The organism is Dactylosporangium cerinum (genome assembly GCF_042653625.1).
Taxonomy (GTDB): Bacteria; Actinomycetota; Actinomycetes; order Mycobacteriales; family Micromonosporaceae; genus Dactylosporangium; species Dactylosporangium cerinum.
Genome location: NZ_JBHSIU010000004.1, coordinates 35,334 through 55,962, shown reverse-complemented (window position 1 = coordinate 55,962; position 20,629 = coordinate 35,334). Strand labels below are relative to the sequence as shown.

The following is a 20,629-nucleotide window of genomic DNA, read 5'->3' as shown; positions in this document are numbered from 1 at the left end:
CGGGTCGGTGAGTGCCGTGTCGGTAAGCGCTATGTCGGTGAGTGCTGTGTTGGTGAGCGCTGTGTCGGTAAGTGCTGTGTCGGTGAGGGCCGCCGTGAGGCGCACCAGGGTCTCGCGCAGGGCGTCGAGCTCGCCGATCCCGAGCCCGCCGTCGCAGACGAGCCTGGCGGGGACGGCGCGGGCCCGCTCGCGCAGCGCGGCGCCGGCCTCGGTGAGCTGGACGGTGACGGACCGCTCGTCGTCGGCGCGGCGGGCGCGGGTGACGAGGCCGGCCGCCTCGAGGCGCTTCAGGAGCGGGGACAGGGTGCTGGAGTCCAGGCGCAGTGCGGTGCCGATCTCCTTGACGGTCCGCGCGTCCTGCTCCCAGAGCACGAGTAGCACCAGGTACTGCGGGTACGTGATGCCGAGATCGTCGAGCAGTGGCCGGTATCGCGCGGTGACGGCCCGCGAGGCCGTATACAGCGCGAAGCAGACCTGCCGGTCGAGCGCCAAGACATCCACCCCGACATCCCTCACGCTCAGAACGTAGCACACGATTCAGTCGTGCACGACCTAACGTTCGATCAAACCGGAAGGCATTGACACTTTTGTTGGTAAGCGGCAAAGTTCTGTCTGAAGCAGCGGAAGGTGCGTTCGGCGCGCTCCTCCTCTCCCAGTGATCGCGACGGTCCCGCACAGACCCGCGATCCAGTCGGAAGGAGCACGTCACGTGCGTATACCCGGTTGGAAACTGATCGCCGCGACCGCCGTCGCGGCCGTCGTCGCCGCGAGCGGCGCGGCAACCCCCGCGACCGCCGCCCCGGCGTACAAGATCCTGGTCTTCTCCAAGACGGCGGGGTTCCGCCACAGCTCGATCCCCAACGGCATCGCCGCCGTCCAGGCCCTCGGGACCGCCAACAACTTCGCCGTCGACACGACCGAGGACGCGGCGGCGTTCACCACGGCGAACCTCGCCCAGTACAAGGCCGTCGTCTGGCTGTCGACCACCGGTGACGTGCTCGACGCCACCCAGCAGACCGCGTTCGAGTCCTACATCCGCGCGGGTGGTGGCTACGTCGGCGTGCACGCCGCGGCCGACACCGAGTACAGCTGGCCCTGGTACGGCAACCTCGTCGGCGCCTGGTTCAGCTCACACCCCGCGCAGCAGCAGGCGACGATCAAGGTCGAGGACCGCGCGAACCCCGCCACCGCGCACCTGCCGCAGACCTGGACGCGCACCGACGAGTGGTACAACTACCAGACCAACCCCCGCAGCACCGCCAAGGTCCTCATGAGCCTCGACGAAGGCTCGTACTCCGGCGGCTCGATGAGCGGGGACCACCCGATCTCGTGGTGCAAGCAGTTCGACGGCGGCCGCTCCTGGTACACCGGACTCGGCCACACCGAGGCGTCCTACACCGAGGCGAACTTCACGAATCACCTCCTCGGCGGCATCAAGTGGGCCGCGGGCCAGGCCCAGGCCGACTGCCGCCCCGAAACCGGCTACCAGGCGCTGTTCGACGGCAGCCAGAACAGCCTCAACCAGTGGCGGCAGGCCGGCCCCGGCGGGTTCACGCTCGCCGACGGCACGCTCACCTCGTTCGGTGGGATGGGGCTGCTCTGGTACCCCGTGAGCCAGTTCTCCAACTACTCGCTGAAGCTCGACTGGCAGATGCCCGGCGACGACAACGGCGGTGTCTTCATCGGTTTCCCCGACCCCAACGGCGACCCGTGGGGCCCGGTCAACGCCGGCCACGAGATCCAGATCGACGCCACCGACGCCGACCCGTCCCGCACCACCGGCAGCGTGTACAGCTTCAAGGCGCCTGACACGGCCCTGCGCGCCGCGGCGCTCAACCCGCCGGGCCAGTGGAACACATACGAGGTCGGCGTCCACGGCCAGCGGGTCGAGATCTGGCTCAACGGCGTGAAGATCAACGACTACACCAGCACCCGGGCGATCCAGTCCGGCTACATCGGCGTGCAGAACGACGGTGCCGGCGCCGACATCTTCTACCGCAACATCCGGATCAAGACCGACGGCTCGCAGCCGGCCACCGACATCGCCCGTGGCAAGAACGCGACCGCGTCGTCCGTCGAGCCGAACAGCACCCTCGTCGCCGCGAACGCCGTCGACGGCAACGGCGCCACCCGCTGGGGCAGCGTCCACGCCGACCCGCAGTGGCTGCAGGTCGACCTCGGCGCCTCATACAGCCTCAACCGGGTCCGGATCAACTGGGAGGCCGCGTACGCGAAGTCGTACCAGATCCAGACCTCACCGGACGGAAGCGCCTGGACCAACGTCTACACCACGACGACCAGCGACGGCGGCGTCGACGACGTCACCTTGACCGGCACCGGCAGATACGTGCGGGTGAACCAGACCCAGCGCGGCACGCAGTGGGGCTACTCGATCTGGGACCTCAACGTCTACGGCACGCCCGTCACCGGCCCCCAGTCGCTGTGCAGCAACTGCCCGGTGACGGTGTCGTCGGTCGAGCCGGGCAGCGCCCACGTCGGCGCGAACGCCGTCGACGGCAACACCGGGACCCGCTGGGGCAGCGCGTACGCCGACCCGCAGTGGATCCGGCTCGACCTCGGCGCCACCAGATCCATCACCCGGGTCAAGCTCAACTGGGAGACGGCGTACGGCAAGGCGTACCAGATCCAGACCTCGCCCGACGGCAACACCTGGACGAACATCTACACCACGACCACCGGCGACGGCGGCATCGACGACCTGACGGTCACCGGCTCCGGCCGGTACCTGCGGGTCAACGGCACCCAGCGCGGCACCCAGTGGGGCTACTCGCTGTGGGAACTGGAGGTCTTCGGCTCCTGACGCCTGCCCTGCCGCCTCGGGGCCTGACACGTCTGAGGCCTGACACGTCTGAGGTAGGCGCGCATACTCCTGGGCATGCGTGGTTCGAACGGTTCGGTGCGGTGGTTCGCGGTGGTCTCCGCGGCCACCGCACCGGTCCTGCTCATCGGCGGCTGGACGGTCGCCGCGGCGCTCCAACCGTCCGGGTTCGACTCGCTCCGGGGCACGATCAGCGCCCTCGCCGGCCACGGCGCCACCCACCGGTGGGTGATGACCCTCGCCCTGCTCGGGCTCGGTGTCTGCCACTGCGTCACCGCGCTCGGCCTGCGCCCGGTCGCGACCCCGGCCAGGGTCATGCTCGGCGCCGGCGGTGCCGCCACCGTCCTCGTCGCCGCGTTCCCGCTGCCCCGGACCGGCTCGTCCGGGGCGCATCAGCTGGCGGCGACGGTCGCGTTCGCCTGCCTCGCGCTCTGGCCCGCGCTGAGCCGCATCCCGGGCAGCGCACCACAGCCGGTCCCGCCGGTCCTGATGCGGGTCGCGGCCGGCGTGCTGGTCACGCTCGTCGTGGTCTTCTGCGCAGCGCTCGCCGCCGGTGTACTGGTAGGGCTCGCCGAACGGGTGGCCGCCGGCGCCCAGTCGCTCTGGCCTTTGACAACGGTCCTCGCTCTCCATCCCAGAGCTCGTGCCGCCCTGGGACTGACTCGCACCAGTTGACTCCTGCCCCCGCTGTTCTGTGGCGTGCCGCGGCCCGTGGGTGGCGTGCCGCGTGCTGCCGTTCGTGGCGTGCTGCGTGTCTTGGCGTGCTGCGTGTCTTGGCGTGCCGCGTGTTGCAGTCCGTGGCTTGCCGCGGCTCAGCCGCTGTTCAGTGGCCCGCCAGGATCAGGTCGGCGGCCTTCTCCGCAACCATGTACACCGGCGCCATCGTGTGCCCGCGGTTGATCACCGGCAGCACCGAGGCGTCCACCACCCTCAGCCCGGCCAGTCCCCGCACCCGCAGCGAAGGGTCGACCACGGCCCCGTCGTCGGTGCCCATCCGGCACGTGCCGACCGGGTGGTACAGCGTCTCCGAGTGCCGCCGGATCGACCCGGCCAGCCCGTCGTCGTCGAGGACCCCCGTGTACGGCTCCATCGGCGCACCGACGAACGGCGCCAGCGCCGACGACCGGGCGAGCCGTTCGGCCACCCGTACCCCCCAGATCAAACGCCGCAGGTCGGCCTCCTCGCCGAGGTAGCCCGGCTCGATCACCGGCGGCTCCGCGGCCGTCGGACCGGCGATCCCCACCGTCCCGCGGCTGCGTGGCTGCAGCAGCACGACCCCGATCGTCAACCCGTGCGCCGGCGGCGGCACCATCCCGTGCTCGACGAACGGCACCGGCGCGAAGATCAGCTCGATCTCCGGTGGCGTGCCGGGGTCGGGGGCGATGAACGCGACCGCCTCCGCGATGTTCGACGACAGCATCCCGGTCCGCCCGAACAGGTACCGGGCGACACTGCCGAGCGACTCGGCCGCGAACATCGTGATCGGCTGCGGGCACGTGACGACGACCCCGGTGGACAGGTGATCCTGCAGGTTCGTCCCGACACCGGGCAGCTCGTGCAGCGGCTCGACCCCGGCGGCCCGCAACACGTCGGGGTCGCCGATGCCGGACAGCTGCAGGATCTGCGGCGTGTTCACGGCGCCGGCGCACAGCAGCACCTCCCGCTGCGCCGTCACCTCCCTGACCGCGCCACCAGTATCGGAGCCGTGATCGCGGTACGACACGCCGATGACCCGCCGCTTCGCCGCCTTGCCTGTCTTGGCCGGCGTCGCCGTCCTGGCCGGCTCGGACAGCCGCAACCGTTCGACGACCGCGCCGGTGCGCACGGTCAGGTTCGGCCGTCGCCGCGCCGGCCGCAGGTACGCGTCGGCGGCGCTGAACCGGGCACCCCGGTGCTGCGTCACCGGGGTGCGGGAGCAGCCGCTGTTGTCGGGGCCGTTGAGGTCGGCCGTTGCCGGGATCCCCTCGGCGACGCAGGCCTCCAGGAACGCGGCCGTGATCGGGTTCGGGCTGCGCAACTCTCCGATCCACAGTGGACCGTCAGTGCCATAGGTGCTGCTGCCGGTGTCCTTGACGCCGACGCGGCGTTCGATCCGCCGGAAGTACGGCAGCACCTCGGCGTAGGACCAGCCTTCGACGCCCCAACCGTCGTAGTCCGCGGCGCAGCCACGGATCCACATCTGCGCGTTGATCGAGGTCGACCCGCCGAGGGTCTTGCCCCGGGGCCAGAACAGCTCCCGGTCGGCCAGCAGCGGCTGCTTGACGGTGCGGTAGTTCCAGTCGTACGGCGTGGCGAACAGCTTGCTGAACGCCGCTGGGATCCGGATCTCCCTGGCCTTGTCTGGCCCACCGGCCTCCAGCAGCAGCACGGTCGTGCCCGGGTCCGCGGAGAGCCGGTTGGCCAGCACACAGCCGGCCGGCCCGGCCCCCACGATCACGTAGTCGAACGCGGTCCGTTCGAAGTCCTCAGCAGGCATGGCGGGCCTCCTTGGCAACCGACCATACGCCGACTTCACCCTCCGGGGGAGGGCCGATCACGCGCCGTTTCGCGTGCTGTTCTGCCTGCCGTCCCGCCCGCTGTCTGCCCGCTGTCTCGCGCGCTGTTCCATGCCTCGTCCCGCGCGCTGTTCCATGCCTCGTCCCGCGTGCTGTTCCATGCCTCGTCCCGCGTGCTGTTCCATACCTCGTCCCGCGTCGTCATCCGGCGCCGACACCGCCGGAGGGCAGCGCCGCAACGACCGTGCCTGCCGCATTGGTCGCGACCAGGTTCCCCACCTGCACCGGCGATGCCACGCCGGCGGCCGCTGCGGGGACCCGCAGCCACCAGACGTGCACGGCGGGGTTCTCCGGCCACGTGGCGACCTTCGCCGTCACCGGGACACCGTCGACGGTCAGGGTCACGGTCGTGACGTCCCCGACGACGTAGCCGGTGAAGAACCGGTCCGGATCGGAGCCGACGTCCCAGCCCGCGTGGAAGCCGACGTCCCCGGGCCCGGTCCCGGTCACGTCCGGGTCGTTGGTGACGCCCGTGAGGGCCAGCTTCCCGTCCGGACCGCGCTGCCCGACCGCCTGCAGGAACCGGCCCTCGTGCACCGCGAACCAGATCGTGAGCGTCCCACCGGCGATCGCCTCGCCCGTGTCGATCGTGGTCACCGGCCCGACGACGGCGTACCCGGTGTCGCTCCCGGCTCCGCCCTCGGTCGATGCGCCCGCTGAGGGCCGGCCTGCGGCCCCGGCTGTCGTTGGTGGCGCACCGACCGTCGACCCGCCGCCGGACCCGCCACCGAGAGCCCCACTGAGGACACCGCCCGCAGTGCCGCCCGCGACGAGCAGGACCGCCGCGGACGCGACCCCGATCCGGATCCGCCGCCGCCGTGCCCCCCGCCGGCGGAGCTCCTCGACCGGGACCCCCAACCGGTCCGGCGCTGCCGCCGCGACGTCGGTGAGCCGGTCCGTGAGCCGCTCGTCGAGGACCGACAGCGTATCCACGGACCCGGTGCGTGCCGGCACAGCACTTACCGGCACAGCACTTAGCCGCGCAGTGGTCACCGGTGCACCGTTCACCGGCGCTGGGTTGACAGGTTCAGTGCTCATGACGGTTCTCCCTGGGCAGTGCGAACGAAGAGGCGTTCCTCCCGCAGCGCCGGGCTGACCCGCAGCTTGGCGAGGGCCCGCGAGCACACCGACTTGACCGTGCCGACGCTGACGCCGAGGGTCTGCGCCGTCTGCTGCTCGGACAGGTCGACGTAGTACCGGAGCACGATCGCGGCCCGTTCCCGCCGGGTCAGCGACTGCAGCGCGGCGACGAGCGCGGCCCGGTCCTCCACCGCACCATGACCACCGTCGTGGCCACCGTGACGACCGCCGGGACCGCCGCCGGTGTCGGGGAGATCGGCGCGCGGCTGTTCCCGCCAGGGGCGCCGGCGCAGCCAGTCCGTGTGCAGGTTCACCATGATCCGGCGGGCGTAGCTGAGCGCGTCGTCGTGACGGACCCGGTGCCACGCGCCGTACGTCCTGATCAGCGTGTTCTGCGCGAGATCCTGCGCCTGGTCCGCGTCGCCGGTCAGCAGCCAGCCGAGCCGCAACAGCGGCTGGGTCGCCGCGGCGGCGAACTCGTCGAAGTCGCGCATACCCTCTACTACGAGCGTTCCCCGCCAAAGGTTGAGAGCTTCGCCGGATTCGCGATCCGGAACAGGTCCTGGATCCGCCCGTCAACGACGTTGACGCACATCGTGTACCGGTAGTTCGCGTCAACGAGCAGCGCGTACTGCCCGTTGACGCCGGTCGGGACGGCGGTGAACGGTCGGGGCCCGGCCGGGGTGTGCCGCCGCATGATGGCGACGAAGAACCGCACCACCTTCGCCCGGCCGCGGATCGGGTTCGGTCCCGTCCGCACCTTGCCGCCGCCGTCGTTCCAGGCGACCACGTCCTCGTGCAGCAGCTGCTCGAGGCGTTCGACGTCACCGTCGCGGGCGGCCGCGACGAACCCCTCCAGGAGCCGCGTGTGCTCCGCCGGGTCGGTGCTGAACCTGGCCCGGCCGGCGAGCGCGGCCCCCGCCCGGTGGTGCAGCTGTCGGCTGTCCTCCTCGCTGCGGTCCAGGATCGCGGCGATCTCCGCGTACGGCAGCTCGAATGCGGTCCGCAGCACGTACACGGCGCGCTGCGGTGGTGTCAGCCGCTCCATCAGGTGCAGCACCGCGATCGACAGGTCCGACGTGTCGATCAGGTCAGCCGTGTCGACCGGGTCGGATGCGCCGGCCAGGTTGGATGCGCTGTACAGGTTGGATGCGCTGTGCAGATTGGATGCGCTGAACAGGTCGGATGCGCTGACCGGGTCCCGCCGTCCGGTGTTGACCGGCTCCGGCAGCCACGTCCCGACGTACTCCTCCCGCCGGCTCTGCCGGGCGCGGAGCGCGTCGACGGCGAGCCGCGTCACCACCCTGGTCAGGTAGCGGCGCGGCTCGACGACGTCGGACCGGTCGGCGCGGGTCCACCGCAGGTACGCCTCCTGCAGCACATCCTCGGCGTCGTGCAGCGTCCCGAGCATCCGGTACGCCAGACCGAGCAGCATCCGCCGGTGCGCGAGAAAGTCCTCGTTCACGCGGTCGCTGGCGGCTGGCTCCTGGTTGCCACGGCGAGACGGTTCCACACGTTGATCGTCGCAATGACCATGAGGAGATCCGCAACCCCCTTCGTGCCGTAGTGCTCGACGGCGGTGTCCCAGACGTCGTCCGGGACGCCGTGCTCACCCAGCCGGGTGACGTGGTCGGTGAGGTCGAGGGCGGCGCGTTCCTTGTCGTCGAAGAACGGCCCTTCCCGCCACGCCGAGACCGCGAACAGCTTCCGGCTGTCCTCACCCTCGGCGAGTGCCTCCGTGCTGTGCATGTCGACGCAGAACGAGCACCCGTTCAGGATCGACGCCCGGAGCTTGAGCAGGTGCAGCAGCGCCGGGTCGACGTGCGCCCGGATGTACTGCTCCAGGCCGCGCACCGCCCGGTACGCGTCGGGGTTGATTTCGCTGAGCGACATTCGTTGCTTCATACAGTGACGACGGCAGACCCCACCCGGAACGTGACAAGTGCGGTCCCGGCATCGGTGTGGCGTGCACCACGGACCTGCAGACCCCGCCGCCGTCGCGGGAGGGCTCTGTCGCGGGAGGGCTCTGTCGCCAGTGGGCGATCGGGCAGGCACTAGGGTTCGACGGTGTGGACACCACCCGCACCCCGTCAGGCTGGCGACACCTGCCGCCACCGGCCCGGGCGATCGCGACCGCCGCCGCGGCCGCCGTCGAGGCAGCTCAGGGCCGCGACAAGGAGGCCTTCGACGTGGCCGTCGAGCAGCTGGCCGCTCTCGACGGCGAGCAGGTCGGCCTGGTTCTCGGCGCCGTCGTGCGCACCCTGCTCGAGGACCTGCACCCCGACGGCCTCGACGGCGACGACGTTCGTGCCGCGCTGGAGCACGCGGTGCGGTCCGCGGCCGAGTGGCAGGACGTCGACCCGCAGGTCATGGTCGTGCTGCTGGTCGGCGCGCTCGGCGTCCAGGACGACAACGACGACGAGGGCCGTCCGTCACCGCAGACCCTGGCGAGGCACGCCCCGCTGCTGCTCGCCGACCTGCTGCAGGCGCGGCCGTTCCCGCGGTACCTGCAGGCGGCGTTCACCGAGATCGAACGCGCGCAGACCCAGGACCTGTAACGGGCACCGCCGCGGCGGTGTCGCTGGTGGCTGGTGGCAGCTGGTGGCGCTGTCAGCTGCTTGCGGCGCGTCAGCTGGTGCGGAATCCGGACCGGAACCGGCGGAAGAACCCGCCTTCGTAGGGCAGCGCAGGCCCGGGCGGCGGCGCCACCGGCCGCTGCCGGGCGACGGGCCGGTCGTACTCGGTGCGGGCGATCGCGTCGACGACCTGCGCCTCGGTGAAGGTGTCCGAGCCTTCGATCATCGGCACGTACCCGACGAGCATCCCGTCCCGCATCACCTGCGCCTCCAGGCCGGCGGTGCCGTCGGTGTCCCAGACGGCGCTGCGTCCGTCCGGCAGCGCGATCCGCACGCCGAATGCCGACAACCCGGCCTTCGCCAGTTCCAGATGCGCGGGTACGCCCCGCTCCCGCAGCGTGTCGACCACCCGCCGTGCCTTGTGCTCATCCATGCGCCGAAGCTAACGCGCCCCGCTGAAAGCGAACCGGGAGGACGCCGTGAGCAGGCTTGGACCGGCCAGCCGGCGGCCGTACAGCCTCGGGACAGCCTCGGGACAGCACTGAGGAAAGCACCGGGGGACAGCACTGAGGAAGCACTGAAGCCGGTGCCCTGACGGAGGCACCGGCTTCGCGTCCGACCGGGAGCCGCTACTTCGAGGGCTCCGGCAGGTCACAGTTGATCTTCGGGTTGACCCCGAGGTAGTTCAGGGGGCCGGCGACGATCGTCACGAGGATCGTGCCGGTCTTCGCACAGTTCGTGTCTTCGCTGTCGAAATAGCCGCGCTGCCCTGCCGCGATCACGCCGATGATCAGCCAGATGACGAGGATGACCCCGCCGATACCGGATCCTCTGCCCACGGGACTGCCTCCATCTATCGAACGAACTCGTCTTCTTCGAATCGACGGTTGGATACCCCGCAGCCCCTGTGACGCAAACCCGTCCGGTGATCTTCCTCGCTGTCCGGTTGGCAGCAATGGGGGAGTCAGGGCGGCGGGCCTGCTCGTACGGTTCCACTCGCACAGCACCTGAATGAGCACAGCACCTGAATGAGCACAGCACCCAGATCAGCCTTTGAAGGAGCCACCAGATATGAGCGACGACTACACCCCGTTCACCACCGACCTCGACGGTGACGGCGTTGAGGACCAGGCCGTCATCTACACGACCGACGATGGCGCGAACGTCATCGTCGGCGACCTCGACGGCAACGGTGAGGCCGACTTCGCCGCCCTCGACGAGGACGGCGACGGCGTCTACGAGCAGTCCTACAACGCCCTCACCGGCGAGTACACCGACCTGACCGCCGAACCGGCCGACACGGCCGACTACGACGGGTCAGGGGGCAACCTCGACGGCGACATCTCCCAGTACGACACGGCAGCCGACACAGAGACCGCCGACACAGAGACCGCAGACACAGAGACCGCCGCGAGCTCCGGCACCGGCGGTTACTACGACGCGGCCGCGGTCTCCGACATGATGGCGATGCAGCACGAGACCAACATGGCGGTCATCAACAACATCTGACGCTGAGCCCGCTCGGCGTGCCGTATACAGAACGGGCGCGGTGCCGTGTGGCGCCGCGCCCGTGTCACGCCGCCGTCCCGTGCGACCGTCCCGTGCAACGGTTCCTGTACAACCGTTCCCGTACCACCGTTTCCGTACCGCCTTCCCGCACCGCTGGAGCACAACCGTGTCAGAGCTCAGCCTGCTGCTCGTCGTCGACCTGGTCGGCATCGCCGTGTTCGCCGCCTCGGGCGCGACCGCCGGTGTGGCGAAGCGGCTGGACCTGTTCGGGGTGGTGTTCGTCGGGTTCATGGCCGCGCTCGGCGGTGGCATCCTGCGCGACGTGTTCGTCAACGTGCAGCCGTTCGCGTTCGTCGACTGGCGGTACGCGGCCGTCGCCGTGGTCACGTCCGCGGCCACGTTCTGGCTGCATCCGACGGTCAGCCGGCTGCACTGGACGGTCCTGGTCCTCGACGCCGCGGGGCTCGGCCTGTTCACCGTGACCGGCACGTTGAAGGCGCTCGACGCCGGCATCCCGCCGGTCGGCGCCTGCATCATCGGCATGATCACCGGGATCGGCGGTGGTCTGATCCGGGACCTGCTCACCGGGGAGATCCCCACCGTGCTGCGGCGCGAGATCTACGCCGTCGCGGGGCTGCTCGGCTGCGCCTCGGTCGCGGCCCTGGACGCGTTGCACATGCAGCGCCCCGTGAGCATCGCCCTGGCCGCGGTGCTCGTCTTCGTCCTGCGGATGATCGCGCTGCGCCGCAACTGGTCCGCGCCGACGGCCACCTAGCTCCGCAGTCACCTGGCTCTCTGCAGCCACTCAGCGTCGCAGTCTCATGGCATCGCAGCCCCATGGCATCGCAGTCTCCGGGCATCGCAGCCTCGAACCTTTCGAGGGATTCCTGACATGAGATGGCAGGAACCGGCGGCAGGATGAGGGCATGTCTGGATTCGCCACGCTCATCATGGTCAACATCGACTGCGCCGAACCGCCGGTGCTCGCCACCTTCTACAGCGAGGTCCTCGGCTGGGAGGTGACCCACACCCAGGCCGAATACGCGATGATCAGCGACGGCACCACGTCGATCGGGTTCGGTCAGATCGACGGATACACCGCGCCGACCTGGCCCGACCCGGTCGACGCGACGCCCGTGCCGAAGCAGTTCCACCTCGACTTCTACGTCGACGACCTGGCCGACGCCGAGGAACGCGCGCTCAAGCTCGGCGCGACCCGCCCCGACTTCCAGCCCGCGCCCGACCGGTACCTGGTCCTGCTCGACCCGGCCGGTCACCCGTTCTGCGCCTGCCTGCGCTCATGACACAGCGCCCGTGACACAGCGCTCATGACAGCGCCCGTGACACAGCGCTCATGACAGCGCCCGTGACACAGCGCTCATGACAGCGCCCGTGACACAGCGCTCATGACAGCGCCCGTGACACAGCGCTCGTACCTATTTCGTCAGTGAGGACGACGACACCGACGGGGGCCGGGCGCCGAGGAAGAAGATGCCGGGGAAGCCCTGCGTCTCGAACCCGGCGCTCGGGTTCTTCCGCAGCGTCGAGCTCTCGATCGACATCGTGCCGCTGCGGTCGTTGCTGACGAAGAACACCGCCCCGCCGCCCTCGTTCGCCTTGTTCTGCTCGACGAGCGTCCCGGCGAGCCGGACGGTGAACAGGTTGCCGTCGCAGTAGATCGCACCGCCGCTGCCGCCCCCCGGGGTGCCGGCGCGGGCCGGGTTGGCGCCCTTGCCGACCGCCGAGTTGTACGACAGCACACTGTTCAGCACCACCCACGACACCCCGATGCTGCTCAGCGCGCCGCCGTTGGCGCACACCCCGCCCTGGCCGGAGGCGCCGCCGAAGGTGCTGCCCACGACGTACACCGGCTGGTTGTGGAACTGGCTGAGCACCCGGATCGCGGCGCCGCCGAGGTCCGGACCGTTCTGGTCGCAGCGGTTGCGCACGAAGCGCGAGTTGACGACCTTGAACCGCCCGCCCCGCACGAAGATCGCGCCGCCCCCGCCGCCCTCCGCGGTCTCGCCGGTCGAGTTGCCGTCGGCGAACGTCAGGTTCTGCACGGTCAGCGACGGGTGGTCCTGGTCCTGGCAGTGCGACGTGGTCCAGCCCTGCTTCTGGTCGCACGTGTTCATGTACAGGATGCGCCGCCGGCCTTCACCGCTGAGCGTCACCTTGCCACCACCGTCGAGCACGATCTTCGCGCCCTGCACGTTCTTGACCTTCGCCGTGGCCTTCATCGTGATCGTCACCGGCTCCGGCCCGCAGCTGAACGTGATGATCCCGCCCGCTGCGACCGCCGACACCACGGCCTCGGAGGTGCAGCTGCCCGGGGTGCCGTTGCCGACGACTCTCGTCGGTTTCGACGTGTCGACGGCCCGCGCCTCCGCCGGGACCGTGGCCCGGCCGCCGGGGTTGCCGTTGTTCGCTGGGGGCGCCGCCGCGGCGCTGCTGCTCGCGTTCTGCGTCGCCGGTACGGACGGCGCAACGCCCTGCGCCGACCCAGCTCCGCTGGCAGCCGGCGCGCTGGACGCGGTCTTGTCCGGCGAGCCGCCGCAGCCGGCGAGCGCGAGAACGACGGTCATCAGTGCAGCAGCCGCGGTGCGTCGTCGCATCCGGCGATCCTACGACCGGGCACCACGACCGGGACCTCCGGCGGCTTCCGGCGGCTTGGCCGCTCACTACCTCGGCGGGTTGGGTGCGCTGTCGCGGGCCGCCGTCGCGTAGCCGATGAACTCCTGGAACCTGGCGAACTGCACCTGGTCAAGGGTCAGGGTCGTGCCGCCGAGGACCTGCTCGCCGTAGCTGAGCCCGACCTGCACCTTGAACCGGTCGCCCTTCGGCTTCACGTAGACGCCGAGGAACGCGACGTGGTACCGCTGCGTGTCCTGACCGTGCCGCCGGAAGATCTCCAGAACCCGGCCGTCGAGGACGAGGATGTACTCGTCGTGCACGAACTCGATCGCCATGCGGCGACCATAACCGAGCGTGTCACGACCGCCCTGCTGCTGGCCCTGCGACTGCCAGCCCTGGGTGTCAGTCCTGGGGGGTCTGTCAGGTCCTGTGCCGGTCAGCCGCTGACCTGCCGTTCCCAGTCCACGGCCGCCGCTTCGAGGGTTCCGGGGTCGAGGTCGAGCGTCACCGGGTAGTCGTAGGTGCGGTCGCGTTCGTCACCGAGCCACGGCGGCGCCGCCGCCAGGGAGAACCCGACCGTGACGCGGGGCTGGAGGTGGTCGTGCTCCTCCAGGGTGAACGTGAGGCTCGGCGACGCGAACGCCAGCCGGTCCGGCAGCTCCAGCCGGCCCTTCGCGGCCCGCAGCAGCCAGCCGCCGAGCGTCGCCGCCTCCGCGGCCGTCAGGCACGCGTCGCGGAACGTCCACGCCCGACCGTCCCCGGCGTCCACGACCCCCTCGACGACCAACAGCACCGAGCCAAGGGCGGGTTCAAGGGCCGGGTCCAGCGCCGGATCGGGCGCCGTGCGGTCGACGACGCGGAGTTCGACGGTGCCGCCGCCCGGTGCTTCCAGCTTCACGACCTCAACCTCACGACCTGCATGCAGCCAGCATCGCAAGCGCGCCGCCCGAGCGCACCGGACGTTCGGCCGGACGCTGCCCTCCCGGGCGCCGACGGCCGCTACCGTGACGGGATGACGACGAGACCGCGGCTGGCGGAACTGCTCGACATGGCGCCGCACCCCGAAGGCGGCTGGTTCCGGGAGACGTGGCGCTCCCCGGTGACGTTCGCCCCTGACGGTTACGACGGCCCCCGCCACGCGGCGACCGCGATCTACTTCCTGCTGCACCCGGGCGAGGAGTCGGCCTGGCACGTGGTCCGTTCCGACGAGATCTGGTTCTGGCACTCGGGCGGTCCGCTCGCCCTGCGCCTCGGCGGCTCGGGTGACCGCCCCGGCGACGGCCCGACCACGCTCCTGGGTGGCGACGTCGCCGCGGGGGAGCGCCCTCAGGTGCTGATCCCCGCCGGGGTGTGGCAGGCCGCGACCCCGACTGGCGCCGACCCGGTCCTCGTCAGCTGCGTCGTCGCCCCCGGCTTCGACTTCGCCGACTTCCGCCTGGCACCCTGACCACCCGCCCTGCCCGCCCTGCCCGCCCTGCCCGCCCGGCGGCCGACCTGGCGACCGACCGGGCTCCGCGCCCAATCAGGCCGCCCGCCATCCGGCACGGCCCGCCAGACGCCGAACGGTCCACCTCGGATGGTCATGCCATCCGGGGTGGACCGTCCGCAACGCACAGTTCGATCCGCACAGACCTATTCACACAGTCCGATGTGGACCGCGTGGGTCAGGCGACCCGCCGGGCGAAGCTGAACGCGTAGATCGGCGAGATCTTCACGCCGCCGCGTTCGGTCGAGGCGTGCACCATCCGCCCGCCGCCGATGTAGATGCCGACGTGGCCCGCCGCCGGGAACACCAGGTCGCCGGGGCGCAGCTCACCACGGCCGACCGACCGGCCGACCGCGGCCAGGGCGCCGGTCTGGTGCGGCAGGGAGATCCCGACCCGCCGGTACGCGGCGGCGACCAGGCCCGAGCAGTCGAACCGATCGGGCCCGACGGAGCCGTACCCGTACCCCTTGCCGACCTGTGCGAGCGCGAACCCGACCACCCCACCCCCGCCGTCGGCGAAACCGCCGCCATTGCCCCCGGCGGGTGCCGTGAACCGTGGTGTTGGGATCCGTGGTGCCGCGGTCCGCGGTGTGGCCCGCGCCGCCTTGCGTGGTGGCGTGGCGCGTGCGGTCGACGTGCGCTGCCGCCCGGGCCCGGTCCGCGTCGTGGCCGGCCGCGCCCGGTCGGCCTTCGGGGCCGGTCGGGCCCGCTTCCCGGTCCGTGCGGCGGCCGCCCCCGCGGCGGTCGCCGATGTGGTCCCAGCGCCCTCGACCTGGTTGGCGCCGGCCGGCGGTGCGGTGCCGCCGGGCTGGTTCGCCGCCCCGGCGAGCGCGATCCGGGCCCGCATGGCGTCCCGGCTCGCGGCCCGTATCTCGCGGAGTTCGGCGCGTTCGTCGACCATCGTCCCCCGGTAGTACGCGAGCGAATGAACACCCGCCGGCGGCGCGGTCGTGCTGACCCGGGCGCGGTGACCCGTTGTCTCGTGTTCCACGGAACTGTGCGCCGGCGCGCTCCCGGCGACGCCGCACAGCACCACGCACAGCACGGTGCCGACGCCGCTGCGCAGATTGGCCCGGAAGCCGGTCCGGAGGCTGGATCGGAAGCTGGTCCGGAAGCCGTCCCGGACGTGGCCACTGCCGTTGACGCTCGATGTGTTCGCCGTGCTGACGCTGCGGCGGACCGCCGCGCCGGGACGGCGTAATGGATGTGTGGACAGTGCGACTCCCCGCTAGGCCCGGGGCTCTCCTGCGCTCTCCGGTGACCCGCCGCGGCAGGCACGTCGCGCGTGCGCTGCCATGGTCTGAGCCGCGCCTCCCGGACGGTGAACCGCCGGGACGCACCTGCCGGAAACCCGGGCAATGATGGTTGCCAGTGCCACATTCCCACAGTTTCCGAAGAAGTCCGGCTTTTTACGCAAATTGCCATAGGCGCGGACTTTTCCGTCCAGGCTGACCGGGAAAAGCGCGGATCGATCAACCGGAAACTGGCCGCCGGCGCTCAGCGTCAGCCGGGAAACGTCAACTGGGAAAACGTCAGCTGGGAACCTCGGCGTCGGACACGTCCGCGACCGTTGCCCCCAGCACCCCGACCACCGCGCCGGCGTCGACGGCGAGCGCTACGCCGTGCCGCCCGCCGCCGAGCGTGATCTCCCGCCCCAGGATCCGTTCATCGGCGATCACCGGCCACGCCGTCGTCGAGCCGAACGGGGTGATCGTCCCGCGCTCGTAGCCGGTCGCGTCGCGGGCAGTCGCCGCGTCCGGCATCGACAGCCGGTTGACCCCGAGGAGCCCGCGCAGCTTCGGCCAGGAGATGACCCGGTCGCCGGGCACGAGCACGAACCGGTAGTCCCCGTCGCCGACCCGCACCACGATCGTCTTGACGACGTCGGGGACCGCCACACCGCGCGCCGCCGCGGCCTCGGCGAGGCTGCGGACCGGCCCGTGCTCGACGACCCGGAACGCGATCCCACTGCCCTCAACCGCCGCGACCGCCGGATTCTCAGCACCAGCAAGCCCGGCAGCGTCCGGCGTCGACTCTGGACCGGAATTCGAGGACACAGGCACTCCATTTCGTCGGTGTCCGCCACGGTACGCCCACCGCCGCACCCGCCCGCCAGACCGCCGCGCCAGCCAGCCCTACGCGACGAGCGGCCGCACCTGCTCCGCCACGAACCGCATGAACCCCTCGGGGTCCGGGTCGTCCGCGGTCGGCTGCAGGACCACGGTGTCCGCGCCCGCGTCCGCCCACCGGCCGACCGCGTCGGCGACGGCATGCGCGTCCCCGACCACCGACACGTCCTGCCCGTCGTGATACCCCCAGCGGACCCGTTCCGCCGCCATCCGCTCGGCGGCGCCGTCACCGGTCGCGGCGTGCAGGTACACGATGACCGGATGCGGTGCGCTCCGCCCGGCCGCCTGCCGTCCCTCGTCGATGAGCCGCCGCGCCGCCCTGACCGTGTCGACGTCGGTGCCACCGCTCAGGATCGTCCCGTCGGCAACCTCCCCAGCCAGTCGCAACGTCTTCGGCCCACCGGCCCCGACCAGCACCCCAGGGTTCAGCACCGCACCGCCCGCCCCAGCCTCACCAGCAGCCCCGGCAGCACCATCAGCCCCGGCAGCACCGACAGACGCTGCCGTCGGCGGCCAGTCGAGCGCCACCCCGTCGAGCCGCACGTACCTGCCCTGGACGCTGAGCCGCTCCCCGGCCAGCAGCGCCCGCAGCGCCGTCACGTACTCGCGCAGCAGCGTGACCGGCGACTCGGCCCGCGCTCCGACCTGCCCCATCCAGTCCTGCACCCCGTGCCCCACCCCGATGAGCGCCCGCCCCGGGAACAGCCGGTACAGCGTCGCCAGTTCCATCCCCGTCAACGCCACGTTGCGCAGCGGGACGGGCAGCAGCCCCACCCCCACCCGCAGCCGCTCCGACCACGCGAGCGCCGCCGCCGCGGTCGCCACCCCGCTCTCGAGGAAACAGTCCTCCCACAGCCACAGCTCTTCCAGCCCGCTCTCGTCAGCGGCGCGGACCACGGCGCGCAGCCGCTCGGGCGGCAGCTGCGGCACGAACACGGCACCCAGAGTCGTCATTCCGCCATGCTGCCAGCCGCATGATCGAAACGACCACCCGTCAGCCCCGAAGTCAGCCCCACAGTCAGCCCGCTGCCTCGTACATCACGAACCCCGCCGCGGGCACCGTGAGCAGCACCGCCTTGCCGTTGCGCGCCTCCACGGGCACCGTGCCGCCGACACCACCGGCGGCTGCGCCGGCGTCTGTGGAATACCGGCAGGTCAGCGTCGAGCCCTCCGCGTGCAGACCGTCGTCGACCGTCACCCACGCGGTCCGTGCCTCGAAAGGGTCGGTGTTGACCGCCAGCACCACCTCATGGTCGGCGAAGATCCGCGACCACGGCACCACCGACCGCAGCGCCCCGGGAACACCGTCACCGAGCAGCCGCGGCAGCCCGAACTCGACCCCGTTGCCGGAGATCTCCCGCAGGTACTGCCGTCCCCGCCGCAATGCCGGGATCCGGCGCCGCAGCGCAAGGATCTTGGCCAGCTCCACGTACACCGGGTGGGTCTCGTCGAAGGCGTGCCGGCCGCGGCTGCGGAACGGCCCGAACGACCCGCCGAACATCGCCTCCCGGATGTACCGGTCGTTGCCGCCCCGGCCGTCGAACAGCTGCTCGCTGCCGTAGTAGACGCACGGGATGCCGAGGGTCGTCGCGTTGAGCGCGAGCGCCGCGACCGCCAGCCGCCGGCCCAGGTCGTCGGCGGCGAAGCGCGCCTTCGACGGTCCCTTGCGCACCTGGTCGTGGTCGTCGTACCCGGTGACGACCCGGTCCCGGAACCACGTGTGCGAGTCGACGCCGACCTGCAGCGAGTTGCGGAACAGCGTGAAGTACTCCGCCGGGTCCCGGGCGCCCTTGACCGTCCACTCGAGACGGTCCTGCACGTCGGCGAGGCCGAGCGCGGCGTCCATCCCGGTCGACTGCAGGGTCCGCACCGCGAACGCGCGGTCGCCGGTGATCTCGGCGATGAGGTAGAAGCGTTCCTTGCCGATCGACTGCGCGAACTCGTGGACGGCCGAGGCGAAGTACCGGGCCGCGCCCTGGTCCATGTGTTTGACGGTGTCGACCCGGAACCCGTCGAGGTCGGCGTACGCGATCCAGTACTGGTACGCCCGGGTCAACGCGATCAGCGCCGGCGACGGCCGGTAGCCGTCGGAGTCGCCGGATCCAAGGTGGATGTCCTTCAGTTCGTCGAAGTCGCCCTCCACGTATTCGGGGAACCGGTCCCAGTCCACGATGCGCCCCTTGCCGGTGAAGGTGCCGGGGCGCTGCAGTTCCGAAGGCCAGACGCCGTCGCCACGAAGACCGCGGATGGGGTACGGCTGCCCGCTCCACAACGGCACGACGTCGGGCTCGTACGCGAACACGTCCCCGGCGTGGTTGAGCACGATGTCGAGGACGACCCGGATCCCGAGCCGGTGCGCTTCGGCGACCAGGTCGCGCAGGTCCTCGCCGGTGCCGAAGTGCGGGTCGACGGCGAGGAAGTCGTAGGTGCCGTAGCCGTGGTACGTGCCGGCGCCCGGCACCTGGCGCAGGATCGGGCTGATCCAGACGGCGGTGACCCCGAGCCGGCGCAGGTAGCCGAGCTTGGTCCGCAGCCCGGCGAGGGTCCCGCCGACCCATCCGCCCCCGGCCGCCCGCCACGCCGCCGCCGACTCCTCGGTGGCGACGGCGTTGCCGTGGTCCGCGGTACGCAGCAACGGGGTGCCGCCGGTCGCCGGCGAACCCGCGTTGTCGAGGTAGCCGTCCTCCCGCCCGTCGGAGAACCGGTCGACGAGCAGGAAGTACAGCACCTCGTCTTCCCACGCCGCCGGCGACGGGTGGAAGACCCGGTCGGTCAGCGCACGGAGGTCGATGTCCAGGACGCTTCTCGGCTCCATCGGACCACCGTCTCACGCCGACAGCTGGTTGAGGATCGCCTTCACCCGCGCGGTCCGGCCGGCCGCCGTTCGCAGCTTCACCAGGTTCAGGATCAGCAGGTACCGCTCGGTGCCCGGCAGCGCGTCGAACGCCGCCCGGGCCCGGTCGTCGGCGGCCAGGGCATCGGCCAGGTCGGGCGGGACGGTGGCGGTGCGCTGCGACGGGTACGCCGCCGCCCACCGCCCGTCCGCCTGGGCCTTCGCGACCTCGGCCAGGCCCGCGGGCCGCATCCGGCCGGCCGCGGTCAGCGCTTCGACCTTCGCCACGTTGACCTGCGACCAGGTGCTGCGGGGACGGCGCGGCACATACCGCTGCAGGAAATGACGATCGTCGAACCCCTTGCGCTGCCCGTCGATCCACCCGAAGCACAGGGCGACGTCGAGCGCCTCCGCCACGGAGAGGCTGGCGACTCCGCTGCCCTTCTTGCCGACCAGGATCCATATTTCGCGGGATTCGCCATGGTGCGAGCTGAGCCACGTCTCGAACGCGGCCGTGTCGGCGAACAGGATCGGTTCCATCAAGCGTTCACGATCTCCAGGTAGTGGGCGTTGTGCATGATGCCGACGATGTTGCCGAACGGGTCGGTGACCGCGGCCGTCACGAAGCCGGGCCCGCGCTCGGTGATCGGCTGCAACGGCGTCGCGCCCATCGAGGTGAGTCGCTCCAGGGTGCCTTCGAGGTCGTCGACGTGCCAGTACATGAAGGCGCCGGCGGGAGCGACCGAGACGTCGTGCGGCGCGTACCTGCTGTCGACGATGCCGATCTCGTCCTGGTGGTCGCCGATGCGGAACTCGGCGTAGCCGGGCCGCTCGAAGTAGGGCTCGATCCCGAACACCTCCGCGTACCACCGCGTGGCGGCGGCGTGGTCGGCAGCGAAGTAGCTGAGGGTGGCGAAACCGCGGAAGCTGTTGTTGGCCTTGCCGGTGTCGTTGCTCATGGGTACGACGCTATCGGCCATTGCGGAAA

The 20,629-nt window shown here is 71.2% G+C and carries 23 protein-coding genes and 1 pseudogene; 7 read left to right on the top strand and 17 right to left on the bottom strand.

Annotated elements, in window-relative coordinates; all coding sequences use genetic code 11:
- Nucleotides 1–84: 84 nt before the first annotated feature.
- Nucleotides 85–501 (bottom strand): annotated as a pseudogene (locus ACFPIJ_RS01160) (MarR family winged helix-turn-helix transcriptional regulator); the annotation flags it as partial.
- A 208-nt stretch (nt 502–709) separates the two neighbouring features.
- On the opposite strand from ACFPIJ_RS01160, the gene ACFPIJ_RS01155 reads away from it, so the two are divergent.
- Nucleotides 710–2,821, top strand: coding sequence for a ThuA domain-containing protein (locus ACFPIJ_RS01155; RefSeq protein WP_380112632.1), 2,112 nt, complete (start codon nt 710–712; stop codon nt 2,819–2,821).
- Between the two features lie 75 nt (nt 2,822–2,896).
- Nucleotides 2,897–3,514 (top strand): DUF998 domain-containing protein, encoded by a 618-nt coding sequence (locus ACFPIJ_RS01150; protein WP_380112631.1) that lies wholly within the window; start codon nt 2,897–2,899, stop codon nt 3,512–3,514.
- 148 nt (nt 3,515–3,662) lie between these two features.
- Here ACFPIJ_RS01150 and ACFPIJ_RS01145 read toward each other — a convergent pair whose 3' ends face one another.
- The 5 genes from ACFPIJ_RS01145 to ACFPIJ_RS01125 form a co-directional block, all read right to left on the bottom strand.
- Nucleotides 3,663–5,315, bottom strand: coding sequence for a GMC family oxidoreductase (locus ACFPIJ_RS01145; RefSeq protein ID WP_380112630.1), 1,653 nt, complete (start codon nt 5,313–5,315; stop codon nt 3,663–3,665).
- Between the two features lie 220 nt (nt 5,316–5,535).
- Entirely contained in the window at nt 5,536–6,327 is a 792-nt protein-coding gene (locus ACFPIJ_RS01140) for a hypothetical protein (protein ID WP_380112629.1), read from the bottom strand.
- A 101-nt stretch (nt 6,328–6,428) separates the two neighbouring features.
- Entirely contained in the window at nt 6,429–6,968 is a 540-nt protein-coding gene (locus tag ACFPIJ_RS01135; protein WP_380112628.1) for a SigE family RNA polymerase sigma factor, read from the bottom strand.
- An 8-nt stretch (nt 6,969–6,976) separates the two neighbouring features.
- The gene (locus tag ACFPIJ_RS01130; protein ID WP_380112627.1) at nt 6,977–7,939 is read right to left on the bottom strand and encodes a sigma-70 family RNA polymerase sigma factor; all 963 of its coding nucleotides are present in this window, start codon (nt 7,937–7,939) and stop codon (nt 6,977–6,979) included.
- The gene (locus tag ACFPIJ_RS01125; RefSeq protein WP_380112626.1) at nt 7,936–8,367 is read right to left on the bottom strand and encodes a carboxymuconolactone decarboxylase family protein; all 432 of its coding nucleotides are present in this window, start codon (nt 8,365–8,367) and stop codon (nt 7,936–7,938) included. The genes ACFPIJ_RS01130 and ACFPIJ_RS01125 overlap by 4 nt, the downstream gene beginning before the upstream one ends.
- Nucleotides 8,368–8,543: 176 nt before the next feature.
- On the opposite strand from ACFPIJ_RS01125, the gene ACFPIJ_RS01120 reads away from it, so the two are divergent.
- Nucleotides 8,544–9,032, top strand: a complete 489-nt coding sequence (locus ACFPIJ_RS01120) for a hypothetical protein (RefSeq protein WP_380112625.1) — start codon at nt 8,544–8,546, stop codon at nt 9,030–9,032.
- A gap of 70 nt (nt 9,033–9,102) precedes the next feature.
- Here ACFPIJ_RS01120 and ACFPIJ_RS01115 read toward each other — a convergent pair whose 3' ends face one another.
- Nucleotides 9,103–9,483, bottom strand: coding sequence for a hypothetical protein (locus tag ACFPIJ_RS01115; RefSeq protein ID WP_380112624.1), 381 nt, complete (start codon nt 9,481–9,483; stop codon nt 9,103–9,105).
- Between the two features lie 196 nt (nt 9,484–9,679).
- The gene (locus tag ACFPIJ_RS01110; protein ID WP_327005529.1) at nt 9,680–9,889 is read right to left on the bottom strand and encodes a hypothetical protein; all 210 of its coding nucleotides are present in this window, start codon (nt 9,887–9,889) and stop codon (nt 9,680–9,682) included.
- A gap of 232 nt (nt 9,890–10,121) precedes the next feature.
- Here ACFPIJ_RS01110 and ACFPIJ_RS01105 point away from each other — a divergent pair, with 232 nt between their 5' ends.
- From ACFPIJ_RS01105 to ACFPIJ_RS01095, 3 genes are all read left to right on the top strand, one after another.
- Complete coding sequence (locus tag ACFPIJ_RS01105) at nt 10,122–10,559, top strand: hypothetical protein (protein ID WP_380112623.1); 438 nt, start codon at nt 10,122–10,124, stop codon at nt 10,557–10,559.
- A gap of 166 nt (nt 10,560–10,725) precedes the next feature.
- Complete coding sequence (locus ACFPIJ_RS01100) at nt 10,726–11,334, top strand: trimeric intracellular cation channel family protein (RefSeq protein ID WP_380112622.1); 609 nt, start codon at nt 10,726–10,728, stop codon at nt 11,332–11,334.
- A gap of 151 nt (nt 11,335–11,485) precedes the next feature.
- Nucleotides 11,486–11,863 (top strand): VOC family protein, encoded by a 378-nt coding sequence (locus tag ACFPIJ_RS01095; protein WP_380112621.1) that lies wholly within the window; start codon nt 11,486–11,488, stop codon nt 11,861–11,863.
- A gap of 132 nt (nt 11,864–11,995) precedes the next feature.
- On the opposite strand, the gene ACFPIJ_RS01090 is transcribed toward ACFPIJ_RS01095, so the two are convergent.
- The 3 genes from ACFPIJ_RS01090 to ACFPIJ_RS01080 form a co-directional block, all read right to left on the bottom strand.
- Nucleotides 11,996–13,174: a hypothetical protein gene (locus tag ACFPIJ_RS01090; RefSeq protein WP_380112620.1), complete on the bottom strand. Its 1,179-nt coding sequence runs from the start codon at nt 13,172–13,174 to the stop codon at nt 11,996–11,998.
- A 66-nt stretch (nt 13,175–13,240) separates the two neighbouring features.
- Nucleotides 13,241–13,528, bottom strand: a complete 288-nt coding sequence (locus tag ACFPIJ_RS01085) for a hypothetical protein (protein WP_380112619.1) — start codon at nt 13,526–13,528, stop codon at nt 13,241–13,243.
- A gap of 101 nt (nt 13,529–13,629) precedes the next feature.
- Nucleotides 13,630–14,091: a WapI family immunity protein gene (locus ACFPIJ_RS01080; protein ID WP_380112618.1), complete on the bottom strand. Its 462-nt coding sequence runs from the start codon at nt 14,089–14,091 to the stop codon at nt 13,630–13,632.
- A gap of 114 nt (nt 14,092–14,205) precedes the next feature.
- Between ACFPIJ_RS01080 and ACFPIJ_RS01075 the strand changes: the two genes are divergently transcribed.
- Nucleotides 14,206–14,640: a cupin domain-containing protein gene (locus tag ACFPIJ_RS01075; protein ID WP_380112617.1), complete on the top strand. Its 435-nt coding sequence runs from the start codon at nt 14,206–14,208 to the stop codon at nt 14,638–14,640.
- A gap of 217 nt (nt 14,641–14,857) precedes the next feature.
- On the opposite strand, the gene ACFPIJ_RS01070 is transcribed toward ACFPIJ_RS01075, so the two are convergent.
- From ACFPIJ_RS01070 to ACFPIJ_RS01045, 6 genes are all read right to left on the bottom strand, one after another.
- Nucleotides 14,858–15,670, bottom strand: coding sequence for a C40 family peptidase (locus ACFPIJ_RS01070; RefSeq protein WP_380112616.1), 813 nt, complete (start codon nt 15,668–15,670; stop codon nt 14,858–14,860).
- Between the two features lie 541 nt (nt 15,671–16,211).
- Nucleotides 16,212–16,736, bottom strand: coding sequence for an aminoacyl-tRNA deacylase (locus tag ACFPIJ_RS01065; protein ID WP_380112615.1), 525 nt, complete (start codon nt 16,734–16,736; stop codon nt 16,212–16,214).
- A 78-nt stretch (nt 16,737–16,814) separates the two neighbouring features.
- A complete protein-coding gene (locus tag ACFPIJ_RS01060) occupies nt 16,815–17,762 on the bottom strand; it encodes an LLM class flavin-dependent oxidoreductase (RefSeq protein WP_380112614.1) in 948 nt (315 codons plus the stop codon).
- A gap of 64 nt (nt 17,763–17,826) precedes the next feature.
- On the bottom strand, nt 17,827–19,623 hold the full coding sequence (locus tag ACFPIJ_RS01055; RefSeq protein ID WP_380112613.1) for an alpha-amylase family glycosyl hydrolase: 1,797 nt from the start codon (nt 19,621–19,623) through the stop codon (nt 17,827–17,829).
- A gap of 12 nt (nt 19,624–19,635) precedes the next feature.
- Nucleotides 19,636–20,181: a YdeI/OmpD-associated family protein gene (locus ACFPIJ_RS01050; protein WP_380112612.1), complete on the bottom strand. Its 546-nt coding sequence runs from the start codon at nt 20,179–20,181 to the stop codon at nt 19,636–19,638.
- On the bottom strand, nt 20,181–20,600 hold the full coding sequence (locus ACFPIJ_RS01045) for a VOC family protein (RefSeq protein WP_380112611.1): 420 nt from the start codon (nt 20,598–20,600) through the stop codon (nt 20,181–20,183). The genes ACFPIJ_RS01050 and ACFPIJ_RS01045 overlap by 1 nt, the downstream gene beginning before the upstream one ends.
- Nucleotides 20,601–20,629: the final 29 nt, after the last annotated feature.

Bases quoted from the DNA above. Each gene is read 5' to 3' on its own strand.
- ACFPIJ_RS01050 (WP_380112612.1), bottom strand. From the start codon at position 20,181: ATGGAACCGATCCTGTTCGCCGACACGGCCGCGTTCGAGACGTGGCTC.
- ACFPIJ_RS01090 (WP_380112620.1), bottom strand. From the start codon at position 13,174: ATGCGACGACGCACCGCGGCTGCTGCACTGATGACCGTCGTTCTCGCG.
- ACFPIJ_RS01085 (WP_380112619.1), bottom strand. From the start codon at position 13,528: ATGGCGATCGAGTTCGTGCACGACGAGTACATCCTCGTCCTCGACGGC.
- ACFPIJ_RS01055 (WP_380112613.1), bottom strand. From the start codon at position 19,623: ATGGAGCCGAGAAGCGTCCTGGACATCGACCTCCGTGCGCTGACCGAC.
- ACFPIJ_RS01115 (WP_380112624.1), bottom strand. From the start codon at position 9,483: ATGGATGAGCACAAGGCACGGCGGGTGGTCGACACGCTGCGGGAGCGG.
- ACFPIJ_RS01075 (WP_380112617.1), top strand. From the start codon at position 14,206: ATGACGACGAGACCGCGGCTGGCGGAACTGCTCGACATGGCGCCGCAC.
- ACFPIJ_RS01125 (WP_380112626.1), bottom strand. From the start codon at position 8,367: ATGTCGCTCAGCGAAATCAACCCCGACGCGTACCGGGCGGTGCGCGGC.
- ACFPIJ_RS01150 (WP_380112631.1), top strand. From the start codon at position 2,897: ATGCGTGGTTCGAACGGTTCGGTGCGGTGGTTCGCGGTGGTCTCCGCG.
- ACFPIJ_RS01045 (WP_380112611.1), bottom strand. From the start codon at position 20,600: ATGAGCAACGACACCGGCAAGGCCAACAACAGCTTCCGCGGTTTCGCC.
- ACFPIJ_RS01135 (WP_380112628.1), bottom strand. From the start codon at position 6,968: ATGCGCGACTTCGACGAGTTCGCCGCCGCGGCGACCCAGCCGCTGTTG.
- ACFPIJ_RS01060 (WP_380112614.1), bottom strand. From the start codon at position 17,762: ATGACGACTCTGGGTGCCGTGTTCGTGCCGCAGCTGCCGCCCGAGCGG.
- ACFPIJ_RS01145 (WP_380112630.1), bottom strand. From the start codon at position 5,315: ATGCCTGCTGAGGACTTCGAACGGACCGCGTTCGACTACGTGATCGTG.
- ACFPIJ_RS01095 (WP_380112621.1), top strand. From the start codon at position 11,486: ATGTCTGGATTCGCCACGCTCATCATGGTCAACATCGACTGCGCCGAA.
- ACFPIJ_RS01105 (WP_380112623.1), top strand. From the start codon at position 10,122: ATGAGCGACGACTACACCCCGTTCACCACCGACCTCGACGGTGACGGC.